We start from the raw sequence: 19,411 nt of genomic DNA, 5'->3' as shown, positions 1-19,411 counted from the left end.
TCGGGGTAAGACGATATTACAATTTTTCCAGCCATCGGCTCGACGTGGCAAGACTATGCCCTGAATACATGTGTCTCGAGGCGCCGTTGATCTCGTCGCCGACTGCAGTCGTTTGCAGAGCCCTGCGGCGTCGAACCGCTTGCGCAGCGGCGGCCGCATGTAGTTCATCAAGCAAGGACGCCCGCGGGGGCGGGCGGGTGGAGCCTAAGCGTCGATGTTTCGTCTCGAGAACGCCCAGAGCCTGATCGGCCTGGCCCTGACCATCGCGGTCTGCTGGGCCGTCTCGGAAGACCGCAGACGCTTCCCCTGGCGGCTGGCGCTCGGCGCCGTGGCCGTGCAGATCGGCCTGATCGTGCTGCTGTTCGGCCTGCCCTCGGCGCGGACGGTGGTGGCGGTGCTGAACTCCGGCGTCGACGCCCTGGCGGCCTCGACGGCCCAGGGCACGCAGTTCGTGTTCGGCTACCTGGGCGGCGGGCCCCAGCCCTATCCGGTGGAGAACAGCGCCTCGTTGTTCGTCTTCGCCTTCCAGGTGCTGCCGCTGATCCTGGTGATCTCGGGGCTTTCGGCGCTGCTGTGGCACTGGCACGTGCTGAAGTGGATCATCCGCGGCTTCGGCTTCCTGTTCGAGAAGACCATGGGCATGGGCGGCGCCTCGGCCACGGCGACGGCGGCCAACATCTTCGTCGGCATGGTGGAGACGCCGATCATCATCCGCGCCTACCTCGACAAGCTGACCCGCTCGGAACTGTTCATGATGATGGTGGTGGGCCTGGCCACCGTCGCCGGCTCGACCATGGTGGCGTATGCGACGGTGCTGAAGGCCGTGCTGCCGAACGCCGCCGCCCACGTGATCGTCGCCTCGGTGGTCTCTGCCCCGGCCGGGGTGCTGCTGGCCCGTATCGTGGTGCCCGAGCGGCCGGGGCAGGGGGGCATGAACGTCGACTACACCAGCCTGCTCAAGTACGAGAGCGCCATCGACGCCATCTCCAAGGGGGTGGCCGACGGGCTGATGGTGGTGCTGAACATCTCGGCCATCCTGATCGTGTTCGTGGCCTTCGTGGCCATCGGCAACGCGATCCTGACCATCCTGCCGCCGATCCACGGGGCGCCCCTGACCATCGAGCGCATCCTGGGCGTGGTGTTCTCGCCCCTGGCCTGGACCCTGGGCGTCGACTGGGCGGAGAGCGCCAAGGCCGGCTACCTGCTGGGCGTGAAGCTGATGCTGACCGAGTTCATCGCCTTCATCGAACTGGGCAAGATCCCGGTCGCCGAGATGACCGAGCGCACGCGGATGATCATGACCTACGCCCTGTGCGGCTTCGCCAACGTCGGCTCGGTGGGCATCACCGTCTCGGGCATGGGCATCCTGATGCCCGAGCGGCGCAACGAGATCATCGGGCTGGTGTGGAAGGCGCTGCTGGCCGGCTTCCTGGCGACGTGCATGACGGCGGCGGTGGTGGGGGCCATGCCGCGGGAGCTGTTTGGGATGTAGGGGAGGAAGCGTCTCTCCGCCGACCGCGGCGGAGAGACGCTTCCAGCGCCAAGGCCCTACGGCAGTTCGCGCACGCCGACGTTGCGCCAGCGCCAGAAGTTGCCGGCCACCCAGCGGGCGTCGCCGCCATGGACCTGCAGCGCGAACGGCCCGGTGACCATGCCGCCGGCGGCGTGGTTGGCGGTGTCGGTGAAGTCGGTGACCTGCTTGCCGTTGATCCAGACCTGGATGTGCGGCGTGTCGCCTTCGACGCGCACGCGGATTTCGTTCCAATCGTTATGCTTCCAGGCCATCATGCCCGGGTTCGGCGGCGGCGGCGGAGCGCCCGGGACCGGCGCGGGGCGCGGCGGCGGGGTGGTCTCGCCGACGGGACGGCCGACACCGGTGATGCCGCCCTCGGCGATCACGCTGCCCATCGAGCCGCCCTGCATGTAGTCCATGGTGACCTGATAGGTCGCGCCCTCTTCCGTCGTGCGGATGAAGATGCCGCTGTCGGAGCCCCAGTCGGCCTTGGCCTCGATGTAGAGTTCGTAGTTCTTGAACTTCCTGTCGCTGATCAGCAGGCCGCCGCGGCCGATCGGCTGCTGCGTGCCGAGGATCATGCCTTGCATCACATGGAAGTCCGGCGTGTGACCGTGACCCGCCGTCCTGCTGATGTGGAAGCCGCTGAGGTCCTTGCCGTTGAACAGCGGCGTGAAGCCCTCGGGAACCTTCGGCGGCGGGACCTGCAGGTTGTAGCCGGAGTAGTTCGCCGCTTCGCCCAGTTCGGGGGAATAGCGGATCCGTGGCACCGGCGGGTTCGGCGGCAGATTCAGGGTGGGCATGCCCGGCGTGCTGGGCGGCGGGCGCGCCGGGGCCGGAGCGGCCTGAGGCGCCTGGGCGAGCGCGCCGCCGGCGGTCGCGAGAACGCCGGCGAAGGCCGCCAGCGTATAGCCGATCGATTTACGAGCTTTCATTTTGTGCGCCCCTCCCTGGGCGTCGTTTGTCTACGCGGCACGCCTGGGCGGCTCGACCTACGCCGACGGCGAGGCGTTGAGCCGAGGGTCGACGGTCCACTCCCCCTTCGCGCGGAGGCCCCCCAGAGGACCAGCGACGCGCATTGTCGCAGTAGCCTTGCTCAGAAGGTCCACCCGGGCCGGGTCGGCAGACGCGGCGCGCGGCAGGTTCTGACCAATCGACACAGTCAGGCGCAGGCTGTCAGAGTCCAGCCCGATCTGTCCATCCGCGATCACGGAGGCGGCGTCCCAGCCGAACGCCTGCCGCCAACTCGCCAGATCCCGATACTTGATGAAGCGCCAGGCCTCGGGATCGACGACGGTGAGATCGCCTTCGAACAGTCCCTGGAAGGCGGTCGGCAAACCGACATAGACGTTGGCGTCAGCCTTGTTGTCCCGGCTCAGGAACACGATCGCCGCCTTGTCGCATCGGGCGAAGATGTTGTTGGAGATGGTGTTCAGCTTGCCCGTGCCCCCGCCGCGGTCGGGCCGGGCGATGGCGAACACGCCGGCGTTGTCGCAACGGCCGATCAGGTTCTGGGCGATCAGCAGGTTGTCGCTGGCGTTGATGAAAATGCCCGAGCCCGCGCAGCCGCGCTGGCCCGGCGTGCCCGGTTCGGCGTTGCGCACGTCCCAGATGATGTTGTTGTCGATGGCGTTGCGGCCCGGCGTCATCTCGATGTGGATCGCGGACCCGACCGTCAGCACATCGGCGAAGACGTTCTGGGTGATGCGACAGTTTTCGTTGTCGACGTCCCACCAGGCGCCGTTCGCATAGCGGATGTGGCGGATGACGTTGCGACGGAACAGCATGTTGCGCGCCCGGTGGAATTTCGCCCCGGCGGCCTCCCATCCGCGCTCCGCGTCGGCCCAGCCGCACCATTCGATGAGGTTGTCCTCGATCAGGGCGTCGCGCGTGCCCATGCCGCCGATCGCCTCGACGCCGCAGTAGCGGAAAGTGTTGCGCCGAATGATCTGAGCGGCGCCGGTACGCGGAGCCCCGGCGCTGTAGCCATCGTTACCGATGGCCAGCGCCATGCCGTTCGCCCACTCGACGATATTGTCTTCCAGGATCCAGTGGTCGCCGCCCGCCAGGGAGATCATGCCGTATTGCGGGAAGGGATAGGCGTTGCCCGCGTGCTGGAAGGTGATGCCCTTCACCCGGATGTAGCCGGCGCCGGGCTGGGCCGGAACCAGGACGTGCTGGCGGGTCGTCGCCTCTATCACGTGGTCCGCGGGCGTCCCGGACGCCAGCCGGACGTAGATCGCCGTCCCCGAGTGGTCGACCCAGAAGCGGGCGGTGGGCGCGCCCCCGATCTCCTGCATCAGGGCGCCGCCGCGGCGGCGTGGCGGCATGCCCGCCTGCGGCGCTGGCGGCTTGGTGAAATCCGGTCGCTGGGGAAGGCTGGGCATGGCCAGTTCGCGCAGCTGTTCCATCGGCTCGAGCGGCTTGCCGTCGACGAAGACAAGGCCGCGACGACGCAGGTACGGCCCCAAATCCACCGTGCGGCCATCCAGCCAGCCCCAGGAGCCCATGATGCTGGGCAAGGCGAAGGGGTTGTAGGCGTCGGGGAACAGGTCGCTGGTCAGGTCGCGCCGCCACACCGTGAACTCCGGCGCGCCGCTCGCGGCGGGCCCGGGGCCCGAGCGGATCGTCTCCCGCCGCCAGCCGTCCTTGAGGACTTCCGAGCCGCGCACATAGACCTTGGCGCCCGGGGCGGCTTCGTAGCTGATCATCTGAGCCGGGCCGGCCCCGCCACGCGCGGGCCGAATGCACTCGCGATAGACGCCGGACGCGATCACCACCCGCTCGCCCGGTTGCAGGACCTGCGCGGCCTTGTTGATCGTTCGGAAGGGCCGCGCTCGGTCGCCCGGCCCTTGGTCGTCGGCGTTCGGCGAGCCGTTGTCGACGTAGTAGGTCTTCGAAAAGGTCAGCGGCTGCTCCCAGCGCGGGAAAGCCGATCCGTCCGGCATCAAGGCGTCGGCCGTGGCGCTTACTCCGGATTGGGCGCTGACCGATGTTACGACGCCGAGGCTCGCGGCGGCGAGCGCCACGCCCTGCAGCAGACGCCGACGATCGATGAGCCCCGCCTCCGCCGACAGCCGGTCGGCAAGCCCATCCGTGAGACCATCCTGCAAGCGCACCGCCGCCTCCCATCCCGACTTCGTTGGACAGCAATCCCAATTGCTGTCAGCGTCGAGCTATATTTGGGATAGCACGCGGCCGCTTCGGATCGCGAGTCGTTTGACGGACCGGCGGTCGGCATGCGCAGCTGGCACAACAGAGCGGGCGAACAGGCCCGCCGGGGGGAGCGAACGATGTCGGGCAGAACGGCGAAGATTCGGCGCATTCAGACGATTGCCGTCGCGCTGTTGGTGGTTTCGGGACTGGTCAACTACCTGGACCGCAGCACGCTCTCCATCGCCACCCCCGCGATACGAAGCGAAATGGGTCTCAGCGCCACCCAGATGGGGCTGCTGTTGTCGGCCTTCTCGCTGGCTTACGCGTTTTCCCAGCTGCCCATCGGCGCGCTGCTCGATCGGCTCGGCGCCCGCCTCGTGCTCGGCCTGGGCATGTTCTTCTGGTCTCTGGCGCAGATCGCCGGGGGCTTTGTGACCTCGCTACAGCAGTTCGTCGTCGCCCGGGTGGTGCTCGGCATCGGCGAGGCGCCGCAGTTTCCGGCCGGCGCGAAGGTCTTCAGCGAATGGTTTCCGATCAAGGCGCGCGGCAAGCCGACCGGAATTTTCACCGCCTCCAGCACCGTCGCCCCGGCGCTGGCCCCGCCTTTGCTGACGGGATTGATGCTGGCCCTGGGCTGGCGCGGCATGTTCGTCGTCATGGGCGTGGCCGGGGTGATCGCCGCCATCGCCTGGTACATGCTCTACCGCGACCGCAGAAACGTGGCGCTGGAGGCCGATGAGGTCGCCTATCTCTGCCAGGACGACGCGGCCTCCGCGATCGAACGGAAGGTCACCGCCGCCGACTATCGCGCCTTGCTGACCGCGCGGACGTCCTGGGGGGTGATCTTCGGTTTCATGGGCGTGATCTACATGGTCTGGCTCTACCTCACCTGGCTGCCCGCCTATCTGTCGAGCGAGCGGGGGCTGACGATCGCCAAGGCCGGTTGGGTGCTGGCCATTCCGTACCTGGCGGGGACCTGCGGCATGCTGGCGAGCGGCGTCGTCGCCGACTGGCTGCTTGCGCGCGGCCTGAAGCCCATCGCCAGCCGCAAATACCCGATCTTCGTGGGCCTCGCCTTCGCGGCGCTGTTCACCGTCCCAGCCGCCTTCACGCCGAGCACCACCCACGCGGTGACCTATATCGCCCTGGCGATGTTCTTCCTGAACATGTCGAGCGGCGGCGCCTGGGCGTTGGTGAGCGTCTCGGCCCCCCGGCGGCTGGTCGCCTCGCTCGGCGGCCTGCAGAACTTCGGCGGTTATCTCGCGGGCTCGGCGGCCCCTATCATCACCGGCCTCGTGGTCGACACCACGGGATCGTTCGTCAACGCCCTGCTGATCAGCGCCGCCGTCTCGGCCGGAGGGGCGCTGATCTATCTTTTCGTGGTCAAGGATCCCATCCCCGACACGGCCGCCGCCGGCTCGTGAAGAGGCTCACTCCAGCAGGATCGCCGCACACATAGCCTTGGCGCGCTAGGGCAGCGCGAACACCATCAGGCTATCGCCGCCGCCGGGGCTGCGCAGCAAGGTCCCGCCCGTGGCGACGACCGCCACGTACTGCTTCCCGCTCTTGCCTCGGTAGGTGATCGGCGTCGCATGCGCGGAGTGATCGAGCTTGTAGGCCCACAACTCTTTTCCGGTCCTGGTCTCGAAGGCGCGAAAGCGAGCGTCGTCGGTTGCGCCGATGAAGGTCAGGCCGCTGGCCGTGAGGATCGGCCCGCCCACGTTGGGACGGCCGGTTTCCTGCTGGCCGACGGGCAGGGACTCGGTGACGCCCAAATTGCGCCGCCACGCGATTTCGCCGGTGTTGACGTCGATGGCGGTAAGGTTGCCCCAGGGCGGCTTCTGACAGAGCAGCCGGCTGCCGCGATCCATGAACCAGTTGTCCCCGGGCACGACCGTCCCCCAGGCTCCGTTCGCGCGCTGCGCCAACTGCTCGATGGTGCCGAGGTTGTTGGTGTTGATGACGTAATAGCCGCTCTTCGGATCGTAGGCGCCGCTGCCCCATTCGACGCCGCCGCCGGATCCCGGGAAGTGAATGGTCGGATAGTCGATGGCGAGGGGGCCGTAGGTTTGCGAGCCTCGCGCGCCGACGGAATCGATCATCGCCCGACAGGCCCTCGTCGCCTCCGGCGTGATGGCGGCCAAGTCCGCCATCTCGAAGCTCGAGCGGGTCAGCTGCGGTGGTTTCACGGGGAAGGGCTGGGTCGGCCAGGCCTGCTCCTCCTTGATCGGGCTCGGCGGAACCGGGCGCTCCTCGACGTCGTAGAGCGGCTTTCCCGTCACCCGGTCGAGAATGAAGACCAGCGCCGCCTTGTTGATCGCGATGACGGCGGGAATCCTCCGACCGCCCTTTCGCACATCGACGAGCGTCGGCGTCGCGGTGACGTCCAGGTCCCAGATGTCGTGGTGGGTGAGTTGGAAGTGCCAGAGGTATTTCCCTGTCCTGGAATCCACGGCGACCAGGGAGTCGCTGAACAGGTTCTCGCCCTTCCGGTCGCCTCCGTAGCGGTCGTAGGTGGGCGCGCCGACCGGCAGGTAGGCGATGTGCCGGCGGGTATCGACGCTGATCTGGCCCCACACGTTGACGCCCGACCGCTGGTCCGAGCTTCCAGGCTCCCAGGTCTCGAACCCGGGTTCGCCGGCCCGCGGTATGGTTCGGAAGGACCAGAGAATCTTGCCTGTGCGGGCGTCGACGCCCCGGATGTCGCCCGCCGCGCCCTTGGCCGGCGACTCCTGCACCCTGGAGCCGGTGATGATGACCGCGCCGTCCATCGCCGGCGGGGACGAAAAGCCGTAGCTGGCGCCGGTGACGCCGTTCAGCACGTCGGGCGTCTTCATGTCGACGACACCGGCCCTCCCGAACGACGGGATCAAGGCACCGGACCGCGGCGACACCGCCAGAATCCGCCCCATCCGCGTGGCGATGATCAAGCGGGCGGCGTTCGCGCGATCGCCGGCCCAATACTGAAAGCCCCGCGAAGCCGCCGCGTCGCCGTCCGGAAGCTGGATCGACCAGATTTGTCGGCCGCTGTCGCCATCGAGCGCCGTCACGGCCCCGAGCGGCGAGGAGATATAGACGACCCCGTCGATGGCCAGGGGCGTCGTCTCCGAAACGAGATTGACCGTCGCGGACCCGCTTTGCGCCGCGGGGCGCATGTGGTGTCGCCATGCCAGAGCAAGTCTCGAAACATTGGCGGCGTTGATCTGGGTCAGTGGCGAATAGCGCGTCGCCGCGACGTCGTAGCCATAGGAGGGCCAATCGCCGGCCGCCGGCTCCGCCGCGAAGGCGACCCAGGGCAGACAGGCGGCCACCATCAGAGGGGCGAATAAAATCCGCTTCATTGCGTCTCCTCGGGGGATGGTTCGACGACCGCCTTAGGGCCGGACTGCCGGCCTTGTGGGCCTGGGAGTAGCGAGAAACGCTTCCTTGGCGGCGAGGTCCTTGGCGATGCCGATGACGATCATCTCCAGCGGCTGATCGCCGGTGTTTTCAATGCCGTGCACCTCGCCGCTACGGATCGGCGCGACGTCCATCGCCCGGATAGGAGCCGTCTCCCCGCCCACCGTCGCCGCGCCCGCGCCGGCCATCACATAGACGATCTCGGCGATGTCGCCGGTCGATTGCGGTCCGAGGGACGCCCCCGGCGGCAGGACGACTTGATCCACGTACGACCAGGCGGTGCTGAACACGGCGCCGTCGAAGGCGCGTCGATACTGGGCCACGCCCTTGCCGCCACGCATGGCCTCCACCGGCCGCAGAAGGCTGCGATCGAACCGGGTGCTCATAAACACCGGCGTCGGGTCGAGGGCGGCGCCCACCCGCGTATCGCCGAGATCGAAGGCGCTGGAGCCGGGGCCGTAGACCACCTGCACGTTCATCCACGACACTGGCTTGTCGGTGGCGTTGTAGATCGCATGGGCGTGGCCCATCCGCACGGGAACCGCCGCGGGCCCCTTGATCGTCGAGGTGCGGCCGTCGACCGTGAACTGGGCCTCGCCGTCGAAGATGAAGAACATCTCCTCGGCGCGATTGTGGAAATGGTGGCCGATGCTGCTTCGTGGCGCGACATAGCCGCGGTGGAGGAAGTTCAGCGGGGCGTCGATGGAGGCTGGAGACAGAAGCCCGAAGAACATCGCCGCGCCCTGGCCGAGGTGGCAGGGCGAGCATTCCCGAACCTTGCTCGCGTCGTAGTGGACGATGCGCTGCGCGAGGGGCGGGGGCGGGGGCGGGGGCGAGGTTTGAGCCCCGGCGGGCGACGAGGGCGCGGCCTGGAACATGACGGCCATCGCGACGAGCAAGGCTTTCGCTGGCGTTTGCATCATTCCCCCAAGCCGAGTTCAGCTCTTTGAGAAGATAATCCCGCATTTGGCGTCATCGGTCTATATGTGGGACATTCTCGCCCGGCATCCCGGTCGCCCGCTTGCTGGGCCCTCCACGTTTGAATAGTGGGAAGGGCATGGCGGCCGAGGACGGCCGTCGTTGAACCATGAGATCGGCCCGCCTATGGACACGCGCCGTTGAGCGATGACGCGGACGCCAAGGGAGAAGGGCGGAGCCTGCCCGGCAGCCAGACCCTCACGCGGGGCCTGGAACTGGTCGCGGCGGTGGCCCTGCGTCCCTTGAGCCTGGCCGAACTGGCCGAACAGGTCGGCCTGACGCGAAGCACGGTGCACCGCCTCGCCAGCGCCCTGGTGGAGCATCGCTACCTGAAGCTCAGCCGTGGGGCGGGATATTCCCTCGGGCCGCGGCTGCTGGAGCTTGGATACCTGGCCGGGCGGCAAGCGAGTATTCCCCGCGTCGCCCGCGACCACCTGGAGCAACTCGCCGCCAGCACGCTGGACACGGTCTATCTGGGAGTCCTGGATGGCTCCCGAGCGTTGTATCTGGACAAGATTCCGGGAAGTCGCCGCGTCGAGGTCAGCGCGGGCATCGGTGAACGCCTGCCGCTGCGGTCCACCGGCCTGGGAAAAGCCTTGATCCTGGACGCCGATGAAGCGGTGCTGAGGCAGCACTACGACTATGAAGCGCGTCAGGGCCATGGCTACGGCATCGCGCTGGACACCTGGCTTGAGCAGATGCGCGACTATTCCGCCTCAGGCTGCGCGCTGGACCTGGAGGAGAACGGCGACCACATCCGTTGCGTCGCCGCGCCCATCCGCGATGTGACGGGAGCCATCTGCGCCGCGATCAGCGTGGCGACGGCGGCGCAATACATGGACGATGAACGCGTCCATAGCCTGGCGGTCGAGGTGAAGGCCGTCGCCGAGGCGATCAGCCGTGAATTGGGCTATTCGCCCGAGCCCGCCCAAAATCCCAGGGCTGCCCGAAAGAAACGACTGGGCTGAATTCGTGCGGCGTCCTCAGTCCAGGGTGGTGCGGGAGCGGGCGATGGTGAGGGCGGAGACGGCGACGAGGAAGGCGGCGAGGGCCAGGAGGTCGGGGCCCATGTCGGACAGCACCTGGCCCTTCAGCAGCGCGCCGCGAACGACGCGGAGGAAGTGGGTGATCGGGATCGCCTCGCCGAGGACCTGGGCCCAGGCGGGAAGCCCGCGGAAGGGGAACATGAAGCCCGAGAAGAACATCGACGGCATGATGTAGAACATCGAGACCTGCATCGCCTGCAGCTGACTGCGGACCAGGGTCGAGATCAGGTAGCCGAGCGCGAGGTTGCTGACGATGAACAGCACGATGCCGACGCCGAGCGCGGACCAGCCGGCGGCGGTCTGGGCCATCGGCACCGAAAACAGCACCCGGGCCAGGATCAGGATGATGAGGGTCTGGAGGACGCCGACCACGACATAGGGCGCCAGCTTGCCGATCATCACCTCGAAGGGCGTGGCCGGCGTCGAGAGCAGGCTCTCCATGGTGCCGCGTTCGACCTCGCGGGTGACCGCCATGGCGGTCATCATCACCAGGGTCATCGAGAGGATCAGCGCCAGCAGGCCCGGCACGATGTTGTAGGAGGTGATGGTTTCCGGGTTGTAGAGCCGGTGGATCACCACCTCGAACGGAGCCTGGCCGGCGGGGCGCGCCGCCGGGCCCTTCAGGTCGTGGACCAGGGCCTGGGCCGGCAGGGCGGCGACCGCCGCCGACACCCCTCCCGCCGCCGTCGGATCGGTGGCGTCGACCTCGGCGAGCATCTGCGCCTTGTCGCCCTTGAGCACACGCTGGGTGAAGTCCGGCGGAATGGTGAGGGCGAGGGAGATCTCGCCCCGGCGCATCAGCCGGTCCATCTCCGCCTCCGAGGCCGGCAGATGCCTGACGTCGACGTAGGTCGTCCGCTCCAGCGTCGAGACCACCGAGGCGGCCAGCCGTCCATGATCGTAGGACATCACCGCCGCGGGCAGGTGACGCGGGTCGGTGTTGATCGCGTAGCCGAACATCAAGAGCTGCATCAGCGGCATCACCAGGATCATGGCGTAGGTGATGCGGTCGCGGCGGAGCTGGGTGAACTCCTTGATCATCACCGCCAGGATGCGGTCGAGCGACAGCGCCTTCATGACGCGTACCGATCGTCGGCGTTGCGGCCCATCAGCTGGATGAAGACGTCCTCCAGGGAAGGGCTGACCTCGGTCCAGGCGAAGGGGGCGTGGCGATAGGGGGCGATGGCGCTTTCGAGCGCGGCCTTCTCCACGCCGCTGACGTGAACGGCGGCGCCGAAGGCCGAGGCGCTGAGCACGCCGGGTTGGCCCTCCAGCGCGTGGGCGACGCCGCCGATGTCCGGCCCCTCGCCGTTGTAGGTCACTAGGCCCGACCGGCCGATGATCTCCTGGGCCGTGCCGCGGGCGATCAGGCGGCCATGGAGGATGTAGCCGATGTCATGGCAGCGCTCGGCCTCGTCCATGTAGTGGGTGGAGACCAGCACGGTCAGGCCGTCGTCGGCCAGGGCGTGGATCTCATCCCAGAACTCCCGCCGCGCCTTGGGATCGACCCCGGCGGTCGGCTCGTCCAGCAGCAGCAGCTTCGGCTCGTGCAGGGTCGCGGCGGCCAGGGCCAGCCGTTGCTTCCAGCCGCCGGACAGGGCGCCGGCGAGCTGGCCGCGACGATCCTGCAGGCCCAGTCGCCCGAGCGCCGCGTTCACGCGCCCGCGCCGGTCGTCGAGGCCGTAGACCCGGGCGACGAAGGCCAGGTTCTCCTCGATGGTCATGTCCTCGTAGAGCGAGAAGCGCTGGGTCATGTAGCCGGTTCGCCGCTTGATGGCGTCGGTCTCGGTCCGGAAGTCGAGGCCGAGGACCCGGCCTTCGCCGCTGTCGGGCGTCAGCAGGCCGCAAAGCAGGCGCAGGGTGGTGGTCTTGCCCGCCCCGTTGGGCCCGAGAAAGCCGGTGATCCGCCCTTCCTCGACGCGGATCGAGACGTCGCGGACGACGTGCTTGTCGCCGAAGCTCTTGTTCAGGCCGCGAACGTCGATGGCGGCGGTCATCGGCGCGGCAGGTCCGAGGCCTGCCCGGCGACGTCCATCGGCTGGCCGGGAACGAGCGCGGTGGGATCGGAGGGCCGCGCCTCGACCAGGAAAACCAGCTTCTGGCGGGCGTCCAGGCTGTAGATGACGGGCGGCGTGTACTCAGGGCGGGCGGCCACGAAATCGACGACGGCGGTCATGCCCGCCTTGCAGCCGCCGCAGGCCAGGGCCACGGCGCGGCCGGGCTTGAAGGCGGCGACCACCGCCTGCGGCACGTAGAACCGCACCTTCACCTCGCCGTCGGGGACGATGGACACCACCGGCGCGTTCGCCGCGACGCTTTCGCCGGCCTTGAACATGACCTCCTCGACGCGGCCGGCGCTGGGCGCGCTGGGCGACAGGTCGGTGAGGCGCTGCTCCGCCGACGTCAGGCCGGCGCGCGAGAGCCGCACCTGGGCGTCGGCGGCCCGGATCGCGGCGGCGGCTGCGTTCAACTGGCTGCGCGCGGCGTCGCGCCGGCCCAGGGCGCCCTGGTGGGAGGCTCGCGCCTGGTCGATATCCAGCTGGGCCACCGATCCGGCCTTCTCGCGCTGGGCGGCGGTCAGGCGCGTGAGTTGCACGCCCAGGCGGTCGACCTCGGCCTGGGCGGCGGCCAGGTCGTCGCGAGCCCGAGCCAAGGCCGCCTGCTGCTGCGCCGCCTGGGCCTCGCTGACGCCGATCTGGGCGCGCGCCTGTTCGGCTTCCGCGGCGCGGACCGTGGGATCGACGCGGAACAGCGGGGCGCCGGCCTCGACGCGGTCGCCGCGCCGCACGGCGACGGCCGTCAGCGTGCCGGCCGCCGGCGAGGCCATGTAGAGGTTCTCGCTGACCACATAGCCGGTGAAGGCGTCGTCGCTCCGGCGCCCCGGCGGCCGCAGGACCCACCACAGCAGGGCGGCGATCGCGACGACGGCGACGGCCGCGACGATCGCCGCGCGGGGCGGGCGACGCCGCCCGCCCGGGCTCTTTTCAGCGGTCTGCGGCACCGGACGGCTCCTCTTCGATCGGGTTGCGGCGCTCGTCCCAGCCGCCGCCCAGCGCCTTGTAGAGGGCGACGACATCCTGCGCGGCGGCCGCCTGCGCCTGGGCGAGGCCGTCGTCGGCCGAGAGGGCCGTCTGCCGGGCCTGCAGCACCTCGAGATAAGGGATGAGACCGTTGCGATAGCGCACGGCGGTGGTGTCGGCGGCGTCGCGGGCCGCCAGGGCCGCCGCCTGAAGGCGCTCCACACGCTGACGGTCGGCGGCCAGCCGGCTCAGGCCATCCTCGACCTCGCGCAGGGCGCCCAGCACCTCAGCCCGGTAGGCGAGCCGGGCCTCGTCGGCCTGGGCCTCGCGCAGGCTGACGGCGGCGCGCCGGCCGCCGGCCAGCAGGGGCAGCGAGAGCCGCCCCGCGCCATTAGCCTGCAGGCTGTCGGTCTGCAGCAGGTTGGAGAGGGAGCGCGACGCCAGCTGGGCGGCGCCCGTGAGCGAGAGCTTCGGATAGAGCTCGGCCGTCGCTGCGCCGACGTTGGCGGTCGCCGCCGCCAGGCGCCGCTCGGCGGCGCGAATATCCGGCCGCCGCCGCAGCAGGTCCGACGGCAGGCCGGCGGGGACGGCGACGATGGTGGGGGCGGCGTCCGGCGCCTGGGCCAGTTCGGCGGGCAGGGCGGTCGGGGCCGCGCCCAACAGCAGCCCGAGGGCGTGCAGCCGGGCCTCGGCCTGGGCGGCCAGGTCCCGCCGCTGGGCGGCGAGTTGCTCGATCGCCTGCTGTTGGCGGCGGGCGTCGAGACTGGAGGTCAGGCCGTTGGCGCCCCGGACATCGATGAAGTCGAGCAGTTCTCGTTGTGAGGCCAGGGTCGCGTCGGCGACCGCCAGCCGGCGCTGCAGCGCCCGGTATTGCAGATAGGTGTTGGCGACTTCGGCGGTGAGCAGCACCTGGGCGTCGCGCTCGGACCACACCGCGCCTTGCGTCCTCGCGCCCGCCGCTTCGTTCGCGCGCCGGCGCCCTCCGAACAGGTCGAGTTCCCACGAGGCGTCGAAGCCCAGCTGGTAGGTGGGAAAGCCCTCGCCCGGCAGGCCGAGGCCCGATCCGGAGCCCAGGTTGGCCAGGGCCGAGGGGAGGGCGTTTTCGCTGAGGCGGGTGTAGCCGGCCTGGGCCGCGGCGTTCACGGCCGGACCGCCGGCGGCGCGCGTCGCCGCTTCGCTGGCCCGGGCTTGGCGAACGCGGGACGCCGCCTGCTGCAGGTCGAGATTGCCCGAGAGCGCCCGCGCGACGAGATCGTCGAGGGTCGCATCGCCGAACGCCGACCACCAGCGGGTCGCCGGAGCCGCCGGCCCCGAGGCGTCAGGCGCACCATAGCCCGCGGGCAGGGCGAAGTCGGGCGCTTGATAGGCCGGGCCCACGGCGCAGCCCGCAAGCAGGAAGATCGCCGCGACAAGAGATGCCCGAGAGCGCGCCATGGCGTCAGCCTCGCGCCTAATGACTTTCGGGTCAACAAAAAAGCGCCACCCGATGGCGCATCCCGCCGTGGCGATTTATCGTGCGGTGATGAGTTCGAACCCACCCCCCGCCCGCGAGGCTTTTCCCCTCGGGGACGCGGCCGCGAAGAAGCCCGCGCGACGGAGGCGAAAGGACGCCCGACCCGGCGAAATCATCGAGGCGGCGACGGAGGTGTTCTGCGAGCAGGGCTTCGGCGCCGCCAAGCTGGAAGAGGTGGCCCGCCGCGCCGGCGTCGCGAAGGGGACGGTGTTTCTGTATTTCCCGACCAAGCAGGACCTTTTCCGGGCCGTCGCGCGCAGCCTGGTGGAGGCTCACCTGGCGCGGCTGGACCAGGCCGCGCCGGCGCCGGAACTGTCTTTCCCGGAGCTCCTAAGCAGGATCATGGCCCTGGCCGCGCAGATCGGCGACACCCGCGCCGTTTCGATCGCCAGGCTGATGATCGCCGAATCCCGCACCTTCCCCGACCTCGCGCGGCTTTGGTACGACGAGGTGGTCTCCAAGGTTCTCGGCCTGGTGGTCGCGGCGATTTCCCGGGCCCAGGCGCGTGGTGAGATCCGGCCGGGCGATCCGCAACTCTACGCCCTGTCGATCATCGGCCCGATGATGATGGGCCTGCTGTTCCGCGACGTCTTCGGCGCGGCCGGCGCCCCGATGCCCGACCTCCGAGCCCTCGCCGACCAGCACAGCGAGGTCATAATGCGCGGCGTGAAGAGACAAGACGCCTTAGACGCGAGCCCCTCATGACCCTGCCCCGCACGCCTTCCTTCCGCCTCGACGGCCGTCGCGCCCTGGTGACCGGCGCGGGGCGGGGGATCGGGCTGGCTTTGGCGGCCGGGCTGGCCGAGGCCGGCGCGGCGGTGACGCTGGCGGCGCGGACGGCCGCCGAGATCGAGGCGGGGGTCGAGGCGATCCGGGCGGCGGGCGGTGTGGCGGAGGCGGCGGTGCTGGACGTCGGGGACCTGGCGGCCGTGGCGGCGTTCTTCGAGAGCCGGCCGGCGTTCCATGTGCTGGTCAACAACGCCGGGACCAATCGGCCGAAGCCGATGTGGGAGGGGACCGAGGACGACTTCGACGCGGTGATCGGGCTGAACGTGAAGAGCGCCTTCTTCGTGGCTCAGGGCTGCGTGAAGCGGATGCTGGCCGAGGGGGTGAAGGGCGGCAGCCTGGTGCACCTGGGCAGTCAACTGGGGCATGTGGCCATCCCCGGGCGGGCGCTCTACTGCGCCTCGAAGTTCGCGCTGGAGGGCATGAGCAAGGCCTTCGCCCTGGACCTGGCGCCGCATGGGATCCGCTCGAACGTGATCGCCCCCACCTTCATCGAGACGGCGCTGACGCGGCCCTATTTCGAGGACGCGGCCTTCAAGCAGAGCGTGGTCGACCGCATCAAGCTGGGCCGGATCGGGCAGGTGGAGGACCTGATGGGGGCGGCGCTGTTTTTGGCGAGTGATGCGAGTGCTATGGTGACGGGGACGTCGCTGCTGGTGGATGGCGGGTGGACGGCGGAGTAGGGGGGCGTGTGGCGGGCCCGCCCTCGTCCTTGGAGGCCCGCTCGCGCGGGCGCCTCAGGATGAGGGCTACTCTTGACGCAGAGCTTCAGTCGGAATCCTCACCCTGAGGTGCGAGCTTGCGAGCCTCGAAGGGCGGGGATTTCGCCGCCGCCGCCTCAGGCCTTCCCCACGTCGGCGATGAACTTGGCGATCAGGGTCTGGATCTCGGCGGGAGGCAGGTTGTAGCGGGTCTCGCTGTCGGCGACGCCCATGTTGCCGCTGATCACGAAGCCCTTGAGGCCGGCCCTGGCCAGGCGCTGGGCCTGGGGGATGCTGAGGCCGCCGACCACTTGGACCGGCACGGTTCCGCCGATGCGCTCGAAGACCTTGAGGGCCACCTCGCCGAGGTAGTCGTTCTCGATCAACTTGGGGTCGGCGCGGCGGGCGTCGACCTGCAGGTGGACGCCGACGGCGTCGACGCCGGCCTCGACCATGCGGGCGGCGATGTCGCCCACGCCCGAGACGGGCCCCGAGTTCGGCAGGATGATGTCGGAGAACACCAGGCGCGGCGTGGCCGGATCGTTGCGGCGGAACTCGTCGCGCACCGCGCAGATGGCGCGGGCCGAGTCGACGCCGGCTAGGGCGAGGAAGTCGATGACGTTGCCGCCGCCGGAGTAGACGCTGCGGGCCTCGCCGCCGCCGCCGTCCATGGTCTTCATGTCGGCCAGCAGCAGGGCGTTGGGGAAGGCCTTGCGGAAGGCCGGGACGACGTTGGCGACGCCGGAGGTCTTGCAGAGCGGCGTGCCCATCTCGACGATGTCGACGCCCGCGGCGAGGGCCGCCGTGGCGATGGACAGGCCCTGCGCGATGGTCGGGACGTCGACCGAAATCTGGTACGACGGGCGGGCCATCAGCCGCTCGACGACGCGGGCCGAGGCGGGGTGAGCCGCAAGCGAGGCGTTTCTGGCGGAGGCGTTCTGGGCGAAGGCGGGAACGGCCTGGGCGGCGGCGACGACGGCGAGTCCGGCGGCGAGGGCGGCGCGGCGGCTTACGCCCTCGCCCTCATTAAACGTTTTCATTTCCTCCACGGTCGCGCTCCTTCTGAAGTCTGATTGTTCTGGGAAAACCGGGTACTGACGGGCGGCCGACGTCGGTCCCGCCGCGCGCCCTCGAGCGGCAGAATTCATCGGGTGAGATTGTTTTGTAAACTGCGCTCTTGCGCCCCGGGGTTCAGGCCGCCCGTCGCCGCTGCTTGTGACGGTTGCGGAGGGCCAGGACCAGGATCACCGCGGCGGTGAGGGCGAGGCCGAGGTTCACGCCGAGGCCAATGGGCGAGAAGGCCGCCGCGCCGTGCTTCGCCAGGTGGGCCAGGGGCACGGTGAGGACCAGGGCGGCCGTCATCAGGGGCGCGAGCCAGTGCAGCAGGCGCTGCTGGACCCAGACGGCGGCCAGGCCGACCAAGAGGAGGCCGATCCAGAAGACGGGGACGGGGGGAGCCGACGCCAGCAGCGAGAGCGTGCAGCCGAGGGCGACCAGGGCAGGCGTTCCCCAGACGAAGGCCGTCCAGGCCGATTGGATGCGGGGATAGGGGTGGCCGCGCTCGGCCGACTTGGCCAGCCAGATGTCGACGCCGGTGGTGCAGAGCAGGCTGAGGCCGAGGCCGAGCAGGACGTAGACCAGCTTCACGGCCATGCCGCCGAAGGCGCCGGCGTGGAGGCGGAACATCGAGGCGTAGACCTGGCGGCCGATCTCGCCGTCCGAATAGCCGTCCTTGCCCATCAGGCCGCCGGCGGAATCGACGCGGTAGCCCTCGGTGTAGATGAGCTTGTCGCCGTGGCCGGCGCCGATGATCAGCTGCTCGTTCGGCGTGCCGAACTGGCTGAGCGTGAGGTAGATCGTCGGCTTGTCGGGGTGGGCGCGCTCGAAGTTGCGCAGAGCGGTGACGAGGCGAGGCTCGGGCGTGGCCGTCGCCGGCGGCGGGCCGGCCTTCTTGGCCTGGGCGACGATGGCCTGCGGATCGCCATAGAGGGCGGCCATGGCCTTGAGGCTGTCGCCGCCGAACTTCACGGGGGCGGCGATGGCCATGATCACCAGCGCCAGGCCCATGATCGCGCCGGAGACGGCGACGATGAAGTGGAACGGCAGGCCCCAGACAGCGATGCGGTTGTGGGTGTCGACCCGCGACAGGCGGGGGCCGCCGTCGATGCGGAAGGTGAAGGCGTCGCGGAACATGCGCGGCAGGGCCAGGGCGCCGCCGACGATCAGGGCGGTGAGCAGGACGCCGAGCACGCCGATCAGCACGAAGCCGATCGTGCCCGGCAGGTTGAGCTCGTAGTGCAGCTCGGTGAGGAAATGGGTGAGGTCGTGGGCCCCGGGGCCGGCGGGCGCGCCCTCGGCGTCGTAGGACAGGGCGTCCGGCTCGTAGTCGACGATGATGCGGGGCATCTCGGGGCTGGGGGTGATGACGTAGACGTCGAGCGGCTTGTGGCCGCTGCGGGCGATGTGCCGGCGGGCGTCGGCGACGGCGCGGCCGATGGCCTCCGGAGAGGCCTGGGCGGCTTCGGGGACGCCGGGCGTCTCCCAGCGTTGGAATTCGCCGTAGAAGACCGCGACCGTGCCGGTGATGCAGACCAGGTACATGACCGCGGCCAGGGCGAGGCCGAGCAGCTTGTGGGCCAGGAGCTGGCCCTTGACGAAGCCGGCCGGGATGCGCGGCCAGATCGTGCGTTTCGGCTTGGCGGCGGCTTGCGTGTCGCTCGGCATCAGTGCGCTCCCGCGGCGGCGAGGGCGGCCAGCAGCAGGGCCGCGCCGCAGCAGGTGAGGACGGGGCGCCAGGGGCGCGGCGAGGCCAGCAGCCACAGCCACGCGGCCGTGACCACCGCCATCAGCAGGAAGGCGGCGAGCACCATGCTGTCGACCGGGTTCCAGGGGGCGTAGGCCAGCCACGCCGCCGTGGCGGCGACGGAGACGGCGGGGGCGGCGACCAGGGCGCCGAACCAGCGGGCGGCGTTGCGCGAGGCGCGGCCGGCGGCGGCGATCCCGCTGTCCTCCGCCGGTTCGCGAGCCGGGCGCTGGCGGCGGACCTTGCCGTTGGCGACGCGGGGCAGGGCGTCCGGCGCCAGCAGGGCCAGGCCGAACAGCATCGGCGCCAGGCTGCCGAGGGCGACGGCCTTTTCCGGCGAGGCGGTGAGCAGCCAGGGCGCGGCGCCGAGCACGATCAGCGCCCAGGCGCCGGCGAGCGCGGGGCCGCCGAGGCCGCCCTTCGCCCGCCAATGCAGGAAGAGAACCGCGAGCCCCGCCGCCTGAACGAGGATGCCCAACGCTTGCAGCAGCATGCC

General features: G+C 69.9%; 16 protein-coding genes. 5 read left to right on the top strand and 11 right to left on the bottom strand.

Translation table 11 applies throughout. The features are described 5' to 3' along the window. Nucleotides 1-214: 214 nt before the first annotated feature. Entirely contained in the window at nt 215-1,492 is a 1,278-nt protein-coding gene (locus tag ACFLIT_RS10735; protein ID WP_479911227.1) for a NupC/NupG family nucleoside CNT transporter, read from the top strand. Nucleotides 1,493-1,548: 56 nt separating this feature from the next. On the opposite strand, the gene ACFLIT_RS10730 is transcribed toward ACFLIT_RS10735, so the two are convergent. Together ACFLIT_RS10730 and ACFLIT_RS10725 are read right to left on the bottom strand one after the other, a co-directional pair. Next, nucleotides 1,549-2,448, bottom strand: coding sequence for a 3-keto-disaccharide hydrolase (locus ACFLIT_RS10730; RefSeq protein ID WP_479911226.1), 900 nt, complete (start codon nt 2,446-2,448; stop codon nt 1,549-1,551). A 57-nt stretch (nt 2,449-2,505) separates the two neighbouring features. Continuing rightward, nucleotides 2,506-4,632: a right-handed parallel beta-helix repeat-containing protein gene (locus ACFLIT_RS10725; RefSeq protein ID WP_479911225.1), complete on the bottom strand. Its 2,127-nt coding sequence runs from the start codon at nt 4,630-4,632 to the stop codon at nt 2,506-2,508. 174 nt (nt 4,633-4,806) lie between these two features. Here ACFLIT_RS10725 and ACFLIT_RS10720 point away from each other — a divergent pair, with 174 nt between their 5' ends. After that, complete coding sequence (locus ACFLIT_RS10720; protein ID WP_479911224.1) at nt 4,807-6,093, top strand: MFS transporter; 1,287 nt, start codon at nt 4,807-4,809, stop codon at nt 6,091-6,093. A gap of 45 nt (nt 6,094-6,138) precedes the next feature. Here the strand turns inward: ACFLIT_RS10720 and ACFLIT_RS10715 are convergent, their stop codons facing one another. Together ACFLIT_RS10715 and ACFLIT_RS10710 are read right to left on the bottom strand one after the other, a co-directional pair. Continuing rightward, nucleotides 6,139-8,010, bottom strand: coding sequence for an outer membrane protein assembly factor BamB family protein (locus ACFLIT_RS10715; RefSeq protein ID WP_479911223.1), 1,872 nt, complete (start codon nt 8,008-8,010; stop codon nt 6,139-6,141). A 33-nt stretch (nt 8,011-8,043) separates the two neighbouring features. Then, on the bottom strand, nt 8,044-8,967 hold the full coding sequence (locus ACFLIT_RS10710; RefSeq protein WP_479911222.1) for a cupin domain-containing protein: 924 nt from the start codon (nt 8,965-8,967) through the stop codon (nt 8,044-8,046). A gap of 219 nt (nt 8,968-9,186) precedes the next feature. On the opposite strand from ACFLIT_RS10710, the gene ACFLIT_RS10705 reads away from it, so the two are divergent. Beyond that, nucleotides 9,187-10,014, top strand: a complete 828-nt coding sequence (locus ACFLIT_RS10705; protein ID WP_479911221.1) for an IclR family transcriptional regulator — start codon at nt 9,187-9,189, stop codon at nt 10,012-10,014. A 15-nt stretch (nt 10,015-10,029) separates the two neighbouring features. On the opposite strand, the gene ACFLIT_RS10700 is transcribed toward ACFLIT_RS10705, so the two are convergent. Genes ACFLIT_RS10700 through ACFLIT_RS10685 form a run of 4 tightly spaced genes read right to left on the bottom strand, consistent with a single transcriptional unit; the run spans nt 10,030 to nt 14,546 of the window. Next, nucleotides 10,030-11,169: an ABC transporter permease gene (locus ACFLIT_RS10700; RefSeq protein ID WP_479911220.1), complete on the bottom strand. Its 1,140-nt coding sequence runs from the start codon at nt 11,167-11,169 to the stop codon at nt 10,030-10,032. Continuing rightward, a complete protein-coding gene (locus tag ACFLIT_RS10695; protein WP_479911219.1) occupies nt 11,166-12,089 on the bottom strand; it encodes an ABC transporter ATP-binding protein in 924 nt (307 codons plus the stop codon). The genes ACFLIT_RS10700 and ACFLIT_RS10695 overlap by 4 nt, the downstream gene beginning before the upstream one ends. Further along, nucleotides 12,086-13,093 carry an HlyD family secretion protein gene (locus ACFLIT_RS10690; protein WP_479911218.1) on the bottom strand — a complete coding sequence of 336 codons (1,008 nt, stop codon included), beginning with the start codon at nt 13,091-13,093 and terminating at the stop codon, nt 12,086-12,088. Before ACFLIT_RS10690 ends, ACFLIT_RS10695 begins: the two co-directional genes overlap by 4 nt. Next, on the bottom strand, nt 13,077-14,546 hold the full coding sequence (locus tag ACFLIT_RS10685; protein ID WP_479911217.1) for an efflux transporter outer membrane subunit: 1,470 nt from the start codon (nt 14,544-14,546) through the stop codon (nt 13,077-13,079). Before ACFLIT_RS10685 ends, ACFLIT_RS10690 begins: the two co-directional genes overlap by 17 nt. 52 nt (nt 14,547-14,598) lie before the next feature. Between ACFLIT_RS10685 and ACFLIT_RS10680 the strand changes: the two genes are divergently transcribed. Together ACFLIT_RS10680 and ACFLIT_RS10675 are read left to right on the top strand one after the other, a co-directional pair. Continuing rightward, nucleotides 14,599-15,330, top strand: a complete 732-nt coding sequence (locus tag ACFLIT_RS10680) for a TetR/AcrR family transcriptional regulator (RefSeq protein WP_479911216.1) — start codon at nt 14,599-14,601, stop codon at nt 15,328-15,330. Then, nucleotides 15,327-16,094, top strand: coding sequence for an SDR family NAD(P)-dependent oxidoreductase (locus ACFLIT_RS10675; RefSeq protein ID WP_479911215.1), 768 nt, complete (start codon nt 15,327-15,329; stop codon nt 16,092-16,094). The genes ACFLIT_RS10680 and ACFLIT_RS10675 overlap by 4 nt, the downstream gene beginning before the upstream one ends. Nucleotides 16,095-16,249: 155 nt before the next feature. Here ACFLIT_RS10675 and ACFLIT_RS10670 read toward each other — a convergent pair whose 3' ends face one another. The 3 genes from ACFLIT_RS10670 to ACFLIT_RS10660 all read right to left on the bottom strand — a co-directional run bounded on the left by ACFLIT_RS10670 (nt 16,250) and on the right by ACFLIT_RS10660 (nt 19,408). Then, a complete protein-coding gene (locus tag ACFLIT_RS10670) occupies nt 16,250-17,152 on the bottom strand; it encodes an orotidine 5'-phosphate decarboxylase / HUMPS family protein (RefSeq protein ID WP_479911214.1) in 903 nt (300 codons plus the stop codon). 151 nt (nt 17,153-17,303) lie between these two features. Continuing rightward, on the bottom strand, nt 17,304-18,836 hold the full coding sequence (locus ACFLIT_RS10665) for a PepSY-associated TM helix domain-containing protein (protein ID WP_479911213.1): 1,533 nt from the start codon (nt 18,834-18,836) through the stop codon (nt 17,304-17,306). Further along, nucleotides 18,836-19,408 carry a hypothetical protein gene (locus ACFLIT_RS10660; protein WP_479911212.1) on the bottom strand — a complete coding sequence of 191 codons (573 nt, stop codon included), beginning with the start codon at nt 19,406-19,408 and terminating at the stop codon, nt 18,836-18,838. Before ACFLIT_RS10660 ends, ACFLIT_RS10665 begins: the two co-directional genes overlap by 1 nt. Nucleotides 19,409-19,411 lie beyond the last annotated feature (3 nt).

Source organism: Caulobacter sp. HJHS_5 (assembly GCF_056683955.1).
This window is presented reverse-complemented; position numbering and strand designations above follow the sequence as displayed.